The organism is Curtobacterium sp. 8I-2 (assembly GCF_902506155.1).
Lineage (GTDB): Bacteria > Actinomycetota > Actinomycetes > Actinomycetales > Microbacteriaceae > Curtobacterium > Curtobacterium poinsettiae.
Window position 1 is genome coordinate 549,360 of the sequence record NZ_LR732827.1, and the last position, 12,779, is coordinate 562,138.

A 12,779-nucleotide genomic window follows, 5' to 3' on the forward strand; every position below is an offset into this window, starting at 1 on the left:
TGCGGGTGTCGGACGCTAGCCCGTGACCGCGCCCTGGGCAGCGGACTTGACGAGCTTGGCGTACTTCGCGAGGACTCCGCGGGTGTAGCGCGGGGGCAGCGGGGCCCAGCCGTCACGGCGGGCCTCCAGCTCGGCCGGGTCGACCAGTAGGTCGAGCGAACGAGCCGCGATGTCGACACGGATGCGGTCGCCATCACGAACGAAAGCGACTGGACCTGCGTCCACTGCTTCCGGTGCGATGTGGCCGATGCAGAGGCCGGTTGTGCCGCCTGAGAATCGACCGTCGGTCAAGAGTAGTACATCCTTGCCGAGGCCGGCGCCCTTGATGGCCGCCGTGATGGCGAGCATCTCGCGCATGCCTGGGCCGCCCTTGGGGCCCTCGTAGCGGATGACGACGACGTCGCCCTTCTGGATGCCTCCCTCGGTCAGGGCGTCCATCGCGGCGCGCTCACGGTCGAACACACGAGCCGGGCCCTCGAAGACCGAGGCGTCGAAGCCCGCGGTCTTCACCACGGCGCCCTCGGGTGCGAACGAACCCTGCAGGACGGTCAGGCCACCGGTTTCGTGGATCGGGTTGTCGAGGGTGCGGAAGACCTCGCCGTCGAGTGCCGGCGGGTCGATCTCGGCGAGGTTCTCGGCGACGGTCTTGCCCGTCACGGTCATGCAGTCGCCGTGCAGCAGGCCCGCGTCGAGCAGCGCCTTCATGATCACGGGGATGCCGCCGTTGCGGTCGACGTCGACCATGACGTACTTGCCGAAGGGCTTCATGTCGGCCAGGTGCGGGACCTTCGAGCCGATGCGGTTGAAGTCGTCCAGCGACAGCTCGACCTCGGCCTCGTAGGCGATCGCGAGCAGGTGCAGGATGACGTTGGTGGAACCGCCGAGGGCCATCGCGACGGCGATCGCGTTCTCGAAGGCTTCCTTCGTGAGGATCTGGCGTGCGGTGATGCCGTGCTCGAGCATGTTCACCACGGCCTCGCCGGAGCGGTGCGCGTAGTAGTCACGGCGACGGTCCGCGCTCGGCGGAGCAGCCGAACCCGGCAGCGACATGCCGAGGGCCTCGGCGACCGAGGCCATCGTGTTCGCGGTGTACATGCCACCGCAGGCGCCCTCGCCGGGGACGATGGCGCACTCGATCTTCTTGAGCTCTTCCTCGCTCATGGTGCCGGCCTTGCACGCGCCGACGCCCTCGAAGGAGTCGATGATCGTGACTTCCTTCATCGTGCCGTCGGCCTGCTTCACGTAGCCCGGCATGACCGAACCCGCGTACAGGAAGACGCTCGCCAGGTCGAGGCGTGCGGCGGCCATCAGCATGCCGGGCAGTGACTTGTCGCAGCCCGCGAGCAGGACCGTGCCGTCGAGGCGCTCGGCGTTGACGACGGTCTCGACGCTGTCCGCGATGACCTCACGCGAGACGAGGGAGAAGTGCATGCCCTCGTGGCCCATCGAGATGCCGTCGGAGACGGAGATGGTGCCGAACTGCAGCGGGTATCCGCCACCGGAGTGCACGCCCTCCTTCGCACCCTGTGCGAGACGGTCGAGCGACAGGTTGCAGGGCGTGATCTCGTTCCACGAGGACGCGATGCCGATCTGCGGCTTGCTCCAGTCCTCGTCTCCCATACCGACGGCCCGCAGCATGCCACGCGAGGTGGTTGCTTCGATCCCGTCGGTGACGACCCGGCTGCGCGGCTTGACGTCGATATCAGGCATGGGATGAGTCTAGGACGGTTTGGGATACCAGCCGTCCACCCCCGTGCTTTCTCATGCTCGGGGGCCGTTATCAGCGGGTGGCGCGCAGCCTCGCCAGCTGCTTCAGGACCCCGGTCAGTGCCGCCGGGTCGGCGATGCGGTACCCGGCCCGGGTCTCGCCCGGTCCGACCTTCACCCCGACGTCGCCGTCGCCGAGCACGCGGAAGGCGTCCTCGTCGGTGACGTCGTCGCCGGCGAAGAACACCGCGTCGGCGCCGTGCAGGTCGCGGAGCCGGGCGATGGCGTCACCCTTCGTGACGTGCCGCACCGCGAACTCGACGATGTCCTTGCCACCGCGCTCGAGCACCTCGGGGTCGGCCCCGTGCGCAGCACGGCTCGCCGCCGCGTCCGCCTCGGCTGCGACCTCGGCGGAGACACGTCGGGTGTGCACCCCGTGCCCGGCGGGCTTGTGCTCGATGACGACGCCCGGGAACCGTGCCCCGACCTCGTCGAGCGCCGCACCGATCCGTGCGACACGATCGACCTCGTCGTCCGTCAGCGCGGCCTCGTCGTGGCCGTCCACGCGCCACTCGACGCCGTGCGAGCCGACGAGCGCCATGTCCTCGGGCGCGAGGGTCACCTCGGCGAGGCTGCCGAGGGGACGCCCGGACACCAGCACCACCTCGGTGTCCTTCGCGCGGTGCAGGGTCAGCACCGCCGCCCACGAGCCGGGCAGCGCCCCGACCTGCGACGGGTCGTCGGCGAAGGGGGCCAGCGTGCCGTCGAAGTCGAGGGCGACGATGAGTCGCGGCGCAGCCGCGAGCGTCCCGAGGGCCGCGTCGATGGCGGACTGGTCGGTGGTGGTCTCAGTCATCACGTGCCTCCCGGGTGTCCTCGGCAGCCCTGGCGGACTGGGCGTCCTGGTCGAAGATCGACATGTTGTCGGTCTGCGCCTCACGGTGCTGCTCGCGCGGGTCGGCGGCGGACGGGTCGATCTGGGCGTTCCGCGGCGCGTGGCGGTCGAGCGCCTCGAGGAACGAGCGCGACCAGCGCGCAACGTCGTTGTCGCGGACCCGCTTGCGGAGCGCACGCATGCGCGTCGACCGCTCGCGACGCGGCATCTGGATCGCACGTTCGATCGAGTCCTTGAGCGCACCGATGTCGTGCGGGTTGACGATCACGGCCTGCTTGAGTTCGTCGGCTGCCCCGGCGAACTCGGACAGGATCAGCACGCCGTCGTTGTCGAACCGGGCGGCGACGTACTCCTTCGCGACGAGGTTCATGCCGTCCCGCAGCGCCGTGACGAGCATGATGTCGGCGGCCAGGTACAGCGCCACCATCTCCTCGCGCGGGTAGCCGTGGTGCAGGTACGAGATCGGCTGGTGGCCGATGACACCGAGGTCGCCGTTGATGCGGCCGACGCTCAGCTCGATCTCGTCGCGGAGCGCCGCGTACGAGTCGACACGCTCGCGGCTCGGGCTCGCGACCTGGATGAGGGTGGCGTCCTCGACCGCGATGCGGCCGTCCTCCACCAGCTCACCGAAGGCCTTGATGCGGTGCCGGATGCCCTTGGTGTAGTCGAGCCGGTCGACGCCGAGCAGCACCGTCTTGGGGTTGCCGAGGCTCGCGCGGATCTCCCGCGCACGCTCCTGCACCTCGGGCTTGCGGGCGATCGCCTCGAAGCTCTCGGCGTCGATCGAGATCGGGAAGTGCCGTGCCTCGACGTGACGGACCGTGATGCCCTTGCGGCTGCGCGGGGCGGCCGGGTCGTCGACGGGGACGTCGATCGTGGTGCCCTTGGTCGTGTAGCCCTTGATGTGCCGCACCGCGCGCAGGAAGTCGCTGGCGTCGTCGTGACGCTGGAAGCCGATGACGTCGGCGCCGAGCAGCCCGTCGAGGATCTGCGCACGCCACGGCAGCTGTGCGTAGATGCCGACCGGCGGGAACGGGATGTGGTTGAAGAAGCCGATCGTCAGATCGGGACGCTTCGCCCGGAGCAGGGCCGGCACGAGCTGCAGCTGGTAGTCCTGCACCCAGACGATGCCGTCCTGCTCGACGATCTCGGCGATCTGCTCGGCGAAGCGCTCGTTGACCCGCTTGTACGCGTTCCACCAGTCGCGGTGGTAGCTCGGGTGCTCGATGACGTCGTGGTACAGCGGCCAGAGCGTGTCGTTGCTGAAGCCCTCGTAGTACTCCTCGACGTCATCGTCGGAGAGCGGCACGGGCACGATGTGGATGCCCTCGTTGTCGAACGGTGCCACCTCGACCTCGGCCTGCCCCACCCAGCCGACCCAGGCTCCGTCGTTCGCGCGCATCACGGGTTCGAGGGCGGTGACGAGGCCACCGGGCGAGTGCCGCCAGCCCTCGTTGCCGTCCTGGTCGACGACGCGGTCCACCGGGAGACGGTTGGAGGCGACGACGAACGAGTAGCGGGTCTGTTCGGTGCGGTCTGCAGGCATGGGGTGGTGTGATCTCCGTTCCGCCCGGCCGGAGCCGGGTGCGTCGGGTGCGTCGGTGCGTCGGCCGGCGTGGTGTGCCGGGTCCGGCGTGCTGCGCCGGGTGCGCTGCCGAAGTTACCAGCGTGGGGACAGCACATTCACGGGCGATCGGCGGTTCCGCTACGCTGCAGGCACGTGTCGGGGGGACACGGGTGCTGGAGTGCGGCGCCGGCCTCCCGGTCGGAGAGGACCCCCAGCCGTGAGCGAGAACCCGCCCAATCAGCCCGTCCCGCCGTCGCAGCCCGGCGGCCAGCCCGGCCCCGGCCAGCCGGCTTGGAACGGCCAGCCCGGCCCCGGCCAGCCAGCTTGGAACGGCCAGCCCGCCTGGCAGCAGCAACAGCAGCCTGGAGGCCCGCAACAGTGGCCGGGTCAGCCCGCCCCCGCCGCGCAGCCGTCCGATGCGTTCGGTCGCTTCCTGCGGTCCGTGTCCGGTCGCGACTGGCTGGCGGCCGTCCTCGCCGCCGTCGGCGGCTGGGTCGCGGCCTACGTCGTCGCGGGGCTCTCCCTGCTCATCACCGTCGGGCTGCTCGCGTCCGGCGGCAGCGGTTCGGCCGCTCCGTCCACCGGGTCCGGCACCGACCTCGGCGCGGGTCAGGCCCCCGACGTGGAGTCCCTGCTCTCCGGCGTGAGCGTCCTGCTCGGTGCGCCGGCGCAGCTCGTCGCCCTCGCCGACCTCGGCCGGCTGCACCTGTCCGGGTCGATCGGGTTCCTCGGTTCCGGATCGGGCTCGCTCGCCGTGGTGCCGGCGCTGGTGCTCGCCGCGCAGGTCGTGCTGGCCGTCGTGCTCACCCGGCGGATCCGCAGCCGTGCACTCGGTCGCTCCCAGGTGCTCGTCACCGCGGTGGTCTCCGGTCTGGTGACCACGGTGCTCACGAACGTCGCGGCCGCACTGTTCGCGATCCGGTTCCCGTCGGTGTCCGGTGCGGTCATCGAGCCGGTGCACGCCGTCGGTGTCGGCAGCATCCTCGGGGCGTTCGTCATCGGTGCCCTGGCGGCGCTCCTCGCTCGGCCCTCCGTGCTCGCCGGTCGCAGCGTCTTCGCCGCCCGTCTGCTCGGCACGCTCCGCGTCGCCGCGTCGCAGCTGACGGTCCTCGTCGTGCTGGTCGCCGTCGTCGTCATCGTCGTCGCGCTCATCGCCCAGCCCTCCTACGGCTCCGCACTGCCGCTGTTGCTCGGCAACGTCGCGATCGGGCTCACGGCGCTCGGGTTCTTCGGTGGTGTGGGCACGTCCGGCTTCGGGTCAGCCAGCGACACCGCCTCGGTGTTCGGCGGAGCGGGTGGCTGGACCTGGCTCGTCGTGCTGTTCGTCGTCGTCACCTCGATCGTGGCCGGGCTCGCACTCGCCGTCCGCCGCAACGACCGGATGCGCTCGACGCTGGACTGGGTCGTCACGCCGCTCGTGTGGTTCGCCCTCGGCCTGCTGTTCTTCGTCCTCGGCACCGGGGTCGTCTCGTACCAGGTGAGCAGCACGAGTTCGGTGGACGGGTCCGGGTCGATCGGCATCGCGCCCTGGACGCCGATCGTCTTCGCCCTGTGGGGTGGCGCGATCGAGGTCGTCGCCCGGTACCTGGCTCCGGTGCTCCTGCCCCGTCTCGGCGGTGCCGTGGTGCTCCGCACGTCGCGTGTGGTCGGGGCGGACCCCCGCCCCGTGGTGCCACAGGCGTTCCCGGCCGCAGCCCCCGCCGACACGGGCATGCCCCCTGCCCCGGCGGCTCCCGCCGACCAGACCGTTCCCGGTGCGCCTGCCGCGCCCGGTGTGCCGGATGCTCCCGGTGCATCGGGTGCTCCGGCGGCTGCCGGCGATCCGGCTGCCGCCGCGTGGACCACTCCCCCGGCCGCCGACCAGCAGGCGCCGTACCCGCCGTCCGGGTCCGCCCCGCAGTCCGCGTCCGGGTCGCAGCCGCCCTACGGCGCGGGCAACCTGCCGCCCTACGGTGCGCAGCCGCAGTCCGGCGGCCAGCCGGCGTACGGGTCGCAGCCGTTCATCGGCGGCGGCGCCCCGGCCCCCGCCCCGATGTCCCCGCGGGCCAAGAAGATCCTGGTCCGTTCGCTCATCGCCGGCGGTGCCGTGATCGTGGTCGTCGTCGCCGGTGCGGTCACGACGAGCGTCCTCCGCGCCAACGTGTGGGGCCCGGCCCCGACGGTCAAGTCGTACGTGCAGGCCATCGCCAGAGGTGACGCCGACACCGCCGCCGACCTGAGCGACGTGCCGGACGACGCCGCGATGCTCGACACGAAGGTGCTGCGGAGCGCGAAGGACCGTCCGTCCGACATCCACGTCGGGCGGGTCGCCCAGACCGGGGACTCGGCGATCGCCACCCTGAGCTACACGCAGGACGGCAAGAACCGCTCCGGTCAGGTGACCTTGCGCCGAACCGGCACCTCGTTCCTGGTGAAGGACGAGTGGCGTGTCACGCAGCCGCTCGCCCAGCAGGTGACCCTGACGGCGTCCGAAGTGCTCGAGGGTGCACCGGTGACCGTCGGCGGCAAGGAGATCGGGAAGATCAGCGACGGCAAGTTCACGTCCCTCGCCTACCCCGGCAGCTACGAGGTCTCGGTCGGCGGGTCGAAGTACTTCACCGGCGGCACCGAGAAGGTGAGCGTCGGGGCGGTCTCGTCCGGCTACGTCGACTTCGCGCCGAAGGCCACCAAGGCCCTCGAGCAGGACGCCGAGCAGTACGTGTCCGACCTGATCGACGACTGCGCCGAGAAGACCGAGCTCCGCGCCCTGAGCGGCTGCCCCTGGTACGGACCGTACGACGCCGACGGCGGCGTGCGGTACGACGTCACGTCGATGCCCGAGCTGGAGGTCGAAGCGTCACGCTCCGGCACCGTGATGGTGACGAGCACGAAGGACGGGAGCGTCTCCTACGACTACAAGTCCTACCTCGGTGACAAGAAGCGCGGCGAGGACTCGTTCAGCGTGAGCGAGTACCTGAAGGTCGAGGACGGCAAGCTCGTCTCCGCGTACTGAGCAGGAGCCGACTGATCGGCGCAGGCTGAACGGGAGTCGCTGCACCGACTCCCCGGCACCACGACGGCCGACCCGCGATCCTCGCGGGTCGGCCGTCTCAGTAGGCTGACGGACATGGTCAGGACACGGGCGTGGTGCAAGGGCGACACGGTCGAGCGGGACTTCCCCGTCGACCGGATCTCCGACCTCGTCGCCGACCCGGACACCTTCGTGTGGATCGACCACACCGACCCGACGTCGGCCGACCTCGAGCAGATCGAGGAAGAACTCGGGATCCACGCCCTCGCCGTCGAGGACGCCGTCGAGCACGGCCAACGCCCGAAACTCGACCGGTACCGGGACAGCCTGTTCCTGGTCGTCTACGACGTGGGCGGCACGGACGACGCCGGTGACCTGATCACGCACGAGGTCAAGGCGTTCGTGACGGAACGCGCCCTCGTCACGATCCACGGGTCCGACGTCGACACCGCCCGGATGGAACACCGTCTGAGCGCGAACGCCGACATGGCCGGACACGGGGTGCCGTGGCTGGTGTGGGCGCTGCTGGACGCCGTCGTCGACCGGGCCACCGACACCGTCGAGGACCTGGAGCGGCAGATCGACGCGCTCGAGGACGACCTGTTCGAGCCGGGCGATCCCCGTGAGCAGCAGGTCCAGCGACGGTCGTTCCGGCTCCGCAAGACCCTCGGGGTACTCCGGCGGCTGGTCGTGCCGACGCGGGACAGCGTCGCGTCGTTGCTGCACGGCGACGCGGAGACGATCTCGAACGGCATCCGGCCCTACTTCCGCGACGTCGAGGACCACCTCGTCTCGATCGCCGACTCGGTCGAACAGCTCCGCGACGCCGTGTCGAGCGTGCTGGAGACGACCCTGAACCTGGCATCGAACCGGCAGAACACCGTGATGAAGAAGGTCACGAGCTGGGCGGCGATCATCGCGATCCCGACCGGGGTGACGAGCTTCTTCGGGCAGAACGTCACGTTCCCGGGCGAGGGCGCCTGGAGCGGACTCTGGGCGTCGCTCGCGATCATCACCGCGTCGTCGCTCGTGCTCTACCGCGTCTTCAAGACCCGCGACTGGCTCTGAGCGACGGCCCCGCCCGCGTCAGAGGGCGAGCGCCAGGACCCCGGCGACGACGGTGAGCGGCGCCACGATGCACCCGAGCGCCATGTACCGGCCCCACGACAGGTGCACACCCTCGGCCGACAGCCGTGCGTGCCACAGCAGCGTCGCGAGCGAGGCCCACGGCGTGATGAGGCAACCGGCGTTCACACCGATCAGCAGTGCCGCGTACCGCAGGGCCTCGTGCCCGGCAGCTGGTTCGAGCACCAGGTACGCCGGCAGGTTGTCGATGCCGTTGGCCGCCACCGCGCCGGCACCACCGAGCAGCAGCAGCGGCCCCGTTCCGGTTCCACCCTGCAGCGCGTGCACGATCGGGTCGGTGATGCCGGTCGTGTGCAGCGCCTCGACCACCACGAAGAGCCCGGCGGCGAACACCAGGGTGGACCACGGCACGCGGGACACCCGGAGCTCGGACGGCGACCGGAACGCCGCGACCACGACGAGCACCACGGCGGCCAGGACCGCGGCGATCCACACGGTCACCCCGGCGGTCAGGGCGACGACGAGCGCGACGAGCACGGCGGAGGCAGCCCAGAAGGACACCGGGTCGCTCGGCTTGCGGACGGACACCGGTGTGTAGCGGCCGAAGAGCTTGCCCCGGAACACCACCAGCAGGACGACGCACGGCACGACCACACCGGCGACCGCGGGCCAGGCCATCAGCCCGGCGAACGCCAGCGGGCCGTCGAGCCCCATCCGGTCGACGGCGAGCAGGTTGGTCAGGTTGGACACCGGCAGCAGCAGCGACGCGGTGTTCGCGAGCCAGACCGTGGTCAGCGCGAACGGCATCGGGGGCAGACCCACGCGCCGTGCGAGCGAGATCACGATGGGGGTGAGGAGCACCGCGGTGGTGTCGATCGACAGGAAGACGGTGCAGAGGACGGCGAGCACGACGACCGCGCCCCAGAGGCCGATGGTGCGCCCGCCACCGACCCGGGCGGCGACGTCGGCGAGGCGGTCGAAGACCCCGGCGTCCGCAGCGAGCTCGGCGACGATCGTCAGCCCGAGCACGAACCCGAGGACCGGCAGGACCCGGTCCGCGAGCACGGCGAGGTCGTCGAGGGGCAGCAACCCGAACACGACGCAGACCGCGCCGACCACGAGCAGGGCCGCTCCGATGACCGCTTGACGCACGAACGCTCCTTCACCCGGTGCCGCGGCCGGGTGACCGGCGGCGCTCCAATGTACGGGCCGGTAGCGTTGTCAGCACGACGACAGGAGGCCTCTGTGCGCAAGTTCATGTTCAACGGTGCGGTGTGGAGTTCGCTCATCAGCGGCTACAGCGTGCTGCAGACCACCCGACAAGGACCGCGTGACTGGCGGCTCGCGCTGACCTGGGTCGCGTGGATCGCCACCACGATCGTGGCAATCGGCACGGTCGTCGAGGACGACCGCGCCGTCAAGGCCCGCCAGTAGGTCGGAAGGCCGAAGGGGCCGCGGTCGCGGCCCGCTGGCGGACGGACGGGCGCCCCGCTCATCGGCGACGCGAAGCGTTGCGCGGGGCGCGCCGACCGAGCCTGCGAGGGAGGCGTGCCAGCTGGCACCGGGCCTCCCGTCCGTCTTCCGTGCCGTCCGCGGCAACCGGTGCCGCAACCGGGTCAGCGCTCGGAATCCGGGATGCCGGAGGTCTGGATCGGTCCGGTGAAGAGCGCTCCGCGCTCGTCGTCGCCGAACAGCTGCGAGTCGCCCTCGGTCGCGCGACCGCTTCCACGTCGGCGGGGCGCCGTCGGCTCGGTGAGCTGTACCCGCTGCACCGGCAGGGCGTCGGGGTGGGTGCGCTGGATCCACTCGACCATCTCCTCGCGGACGTAGCAGCGCAGGTCGAACAGGCCGCCGGCGTCCGGCGCCGTCACGAGGATGCGGACGCGGACCAGTCCCCCGACGGCGTCGGTGACCTGGAGCACCTTGACCCGGCGGTCCCAGATCGTCGACGTCTCGAGGATCCGGTCGAGCTCGGCGCGCATGTCGGCCGGGCTCACCCGCCAGTCGAGGTCGAACTCGACGGCGCCGAGGAGCTCGCTGCCGGTCCGCGTCCAGTTCTCGAACGGGGTGCTCGTGAAGTACGTCGACGGCAGCACGAACCGCCGGTCGTCCCACAGGTGCACGACGACGTAGGTCAGCGTGATCTCCTCGATCCGGCCCCACTGCTGCTCGACCACGACGACGTCGTCCACCCGGATCGACCCGGAGAAGGCGAGCTGCATGCCGGCGAAGACGTTGCCGAGCGTGGACTGCGCGGCGAGGCCCGCGACGACGGAGATGAGGCCGGCGCTGGCGAGCACGCTCGCACCGGCGGCCTCGACCCCGTCGAAGGTGAGCAGGATCGCCCCGACGGCGATGATGACGAGCAGGGCGACGGTGAGCCGCCGGATGATGAGCACCTGGGTGCGGATGCGGCGCGCCTGCCGGTTGTCGGGCACGTCGATGCGGAAGCGGTGCAGCCCGAGGTCCTCGAGGAAGATCGCGACGTGGCACGCGAGCCAGCAGCCGACCGCGATCGTGACGATGAGGAAGCCGTGCACGACCTCGTCCCGCCACGGGTAGGCGTCGGCGTTCCGCGGGATGCTCGAGGTGAACGCGATCCAGAGCAGCACCACCAGCAGCACGGTCCGGAACGGGTGCTTCGTCCGGCGAGAGAGCACGCCGGCCCAGCGTTCCCGGCGCGCGACCGCCCGCAGGACCAGGTGCAGGACGAGGGCGACGACGGCGGTGACGAGCAGGGCGAACCCGGTCGCGACGAGCAGTCGGAGGAGGATGTCCATTCCTCCATGCAAGCAACGGACGACGGCCGTCGTTCAGGTTCGGGCGGCCGTCGGCTGTGCGGACGTTCAGCAGCTTCCGTTCGTCGGAACGGGGGTTTGCGTGACGGCCCGGTCCGGAGCGCATGTAGGTTGTCGCGCATGACAGCGCAGAACGACACGGGTGTGAACCGAGCGCCGGCGAACGACTTCTCGCACGAGCAGGAGGGCTACCAGCACGGTCTGAAGCCCCGGCAGCTGCAGATGATCGCGATCGGCGGCGCGATCGGAACCGGGCTCTTCCTGGGTGCCGGCGCACGACTGCACACCGCGGGCCCCGCGCTCGCGCTGACGTACCTGGTCGCCGGCGTCTTCGCCTTCTTCATCCTGCGTGCACTCGGCGAGCTCGTGCTGCACCGGCCGTCCTCGGGGTCCTTCATCTCGTACGCCCGAGAGTTCTACGGCGAGAAGTTCGCGTACGCGGCCGGCTGGATGTACTTCCTGAACTGGGCGATGACCTCCATCGTCGACACCACCGCCGTCGCGATCTACCTGCAGTACTGGTCCGCCTTCACCGCGGCGCCGCAGTGGCTGCTCGCACTGATCGCCCTGATCGTCGTCCTCGCGGCGAACATGGTCGCCGTGAAGGTGTTCGGCGAGCTCGAGTTCTGGTTCGCCCTGATCAAGGTGGCCGCGCTGGTGGCGTTCCTGGTCGTCGCGATCGTCTGGCTCGTCTTCGCGTTCCCCGTCGAGGCCGGTGGCGAGGCCGTCCGGACCGGGTTCACGATCTGGGGTGACAACGGCGGGCTGTTCCCGAAGGGGCTGCTCCCCGCGGTGATCGTGATCCAGGGCGTCGTCTTCGCCTACGCCGCGATCGAACTCGTCGGCACGGCATCGGGTGAGACGCAGAACGCCGAGAAGGTCATCCCGCGTGCGATCAACTCCGTCGTCTTCCGCATCGCGGTGTTCTACGTCGGGTCGATCGTCCTGCTCTCCCTGCTGCTGCCGTACACCTCGTACAAGGACGGCGAGAGCCCGTTCGTGACGTTCTTCTCGTCGCTCGGCAACCCGCACGTCGGCGCGATCGTCGGCGGCATCATGAACTTCGTCGTGCTCACCGCCGCGTTGTCGTCGCTGAACGCGGGCCTGTACTCGACCGGTCGGGCGCTGCACTCGATGGGCATGAACGGGTCCGCGCCGAAGTGGACCACGAAGATGTCGAAGGGCGGTGTGCCGTACGCCGGCATCCTGCTCACGGCGGCCTTCACCGTCGCGGGTGTCGTGCTCAACTACTTCGTCCCGAAGCAGGCGTTCGAGATCGCGCTGAACATCGCCAGTCTCGGCATCATCACCGCGTGGGGCACGATCATCCTGTGCCAGATGCGGCTGCGCCAGTGGGCCAAGCAGGGTCTGGCGAAGGAACCCTCGTTCAAGCTGCCCGGCGCTCCGGTCACCGCCTGGCTGACCCTGGCGTTCCTCGCCTCGGTCATCGTCCTGATGGCGATCGACTACCCGGTCGGCACGTACACGATCGCGTCCCTCGTGGTCATCATCCCGCTGCTCATCGTCGGCTGGTTCCTGCAGCGCGACCGCATCCTGCGCATCGCCGCCCTGCGCGAGGGCGTCACGGGTCCGTACCCGATCGGCGTCCGCAACCCGGCTGCCCAGGTCCGCCGTGACGACGACCGGAACGGAGACGGGGTCTAGCACGCCCCGGTTGTCCCCGGAACGCAAGGCCGCACCGCGCGATCACGAACG

General features: G+C 70.5%; 9 protein-coding genes. 4 read left to right on the forward strand and 5 right to left on the reverse strand.

The window, feature by feature from the left end; all coding sequences use genetic code 11:
* Positions 1 to 15 precede the first annotated feature (15 nt).
* The 3 genes from ilvD to otsA form a co-directional block, all read right to left on the reverse strand.
* Positions 16 to 1,710: a dihydroxy-acid dehydratase gene (ilvD, locus tag BOSE127_RS06315; RefSeq protein WP_017888840.1), complete on the reverse strand. Its 1,695-nt coding sequence runs from the start codon at positions 1,708 to 1,710 to the stop codon at positions 16 to 18.
* Positions 1,711 to 1,780: 70 nt separating this feature from the next.
* Complete coding sequence (gene otsB / locus BOSE127_RS06320) at positions 1,781 to 2,563, reverse strand: trehalose-phosphatase (protein ID WP_159556624.1); 783 nt, start codon at positions 2,561 to 2,563, stop codon at positions 1,781 to 1,783.
* Positions 2,556 to 4,148 carry an alpha,alpha-trehalose-phosphate synthase (UDP-forming) gene (otsA, locus tag BOSE127_RS06325; RefSeq protein ID WP_017888838.1) on the reverse strand — a complete coding sequence of 531 codons (1,593 nt, stop codon included), beginning with the start codon at positions 4,146 to 4,148 and terminating at the stop codon, positions 2,556 to 2,558. Before otsA ends, otsB begins: the two co-directional genes overlap by 8 nt.
* A 238-nt stretch (positions 4,149 to 4,386) precedes the next feature.
* Between otsA and BOSE127_RS06330 the strand changes: the two genes are divergently transcribed.
* Together BOSE127_RS06330 and BOSE127_RS06335 are read left to right on the forward strand one after the other, a co-directional pair.
* Positions 4,387 to 7,161: a hypothetical protein gene (locus BOSE127_RS06330; RefSeq protein WP_159556626.1), complete on the forward strand. Its 2,775-nt coding sequence runs from the start codon at positions 4,387 to 4,389 to the stop codon at positions 7,159 to 7,161.
* Positions 7,162 to 7,275: 114 nt separating this feature from the next.
* The gene (locus BOSE127_RS06335; protein ID WP_159556628.1) at positions 7,276 to 8,247 is read left to right on the forward strand and encodes a magnesium transporter CorA family protein; all 972 of its coding nucleotides are present in this window, start codon (positions 7,276 to 7,278) and stop codon (positions 8,245 to 8,247) included.
* Between the two features lie 18 nt (positions 8,248 to 8,265).
* On the opposite strand, the gene BOSE127_RS06340 is transcribed toward BOSE127_RS06335, so the two are convergent.
* Positions 8,266 to 9,417, reverse strand: coding sequence for an SLC13 family permease (locus tag BOSE127_RS06340; RefSeq protein ID WP_056070958.1), 1,152 nt, complete (start codon positions 9,415 to 9,417; stop codon positions 8,266 to 8,268).
* 93 nt (positions 9,418 to 9,510) lie between these two features.
* Here BOSE127_RS06340 and BOSE127_RS06345 point away from each other — a divergent pair, with 93 nt between their 5' ends.
* Positions 9,511 to 9,699 (forward strand): hypothetical protein, encoded by a 189-nt coding sequence (locus tag BOSE127_RS06345; protein WP_042538771.1) that lies wholly within the window; start codon positions 9,511 to 9,513, stop codon positions 9,697 to 9,699.
* A 182-nt stretch (positions 9,700 to 9,881) separates the two neighbouring features.
* Here BOSE127_RS06345 and BOSE127_RS06350 read toward each other — a convergent pair whose 3' ends face one another.
* Positions 9,882 to 11,045 (reverse strand): mechanosensitive ion channel family protein, encoded by a 1,164-nt coding sequence (locus BOSE127_RS06350; RefSeq protein WP_017888833.1) that lies wholly within the window; start codon positions 11,043 to 11,045, stop codon positions 9,882 to 9,884.
* A gap of 138 nt (positions 11,046 to 11,183) precedes the next feature.
* Here BOSE127_RS06350 and BOSE127_RS06355 point away from each other — a divergent pair, with 138 nt between their 5' ends.
* On the forward strand, positions 11,184 to 12,728 hold the full coding sequence (locus tag BOSE127_RS06355; protein WP_017888832.1) for an amino acid permease: 1,545 nt from the start codon (positions 11,184 to 11,186) through the stop codon (positions 12,726 to 12,728).
* Positions 12,729 to 12,779 lie beyond the last annotated feature (51 nt).

Bases quoted from the DNA above. Each gene is read 5' to 3' on its own strand.
- BOSE127_RS06335 (WP_159556628.1), top strand. From the start codon at position 7,276: ATGGTCAGGACACGGGCGTGGTGCAAGGGCGACACGGTCGAGCGGGAC.
- BOSE127_RS06350 (WP_017888833.1), bottom strand. From the start codon at position 11,045: ATGGACATCCTCCTCCGACTGCTCGTCGCGACCGGGTTCGCCCTGCTC.
- ilvD (WP_017888840.1), bottom strand. From the start codon at position 1,710: ATGCCTGATATCGACGTCAAGCCGCGCAGCCGGGTCGTCACCGACGGG.
- otsB (WP_159556624.1), bottom strand. From the start codon at position 2,563: ATGACTGAGACCACCACCGACCAGTCCGCCATCGACGCGGCCCTCGGG.
- otsA (WP_017888838.1), bottom strand. From the start codon at position 4,148: ATGCCTGCAGACCGCACCGAACAGACCCGCTACTCGTTCGTCGTCGCC.
- BOSE127_RS06355 (WP_017888832.1), top strand. From the start codon at position 11,184: ATGACAGCGCAGAACGACACGGGTGTGAACCGAGCGCCGGCGAACGAC.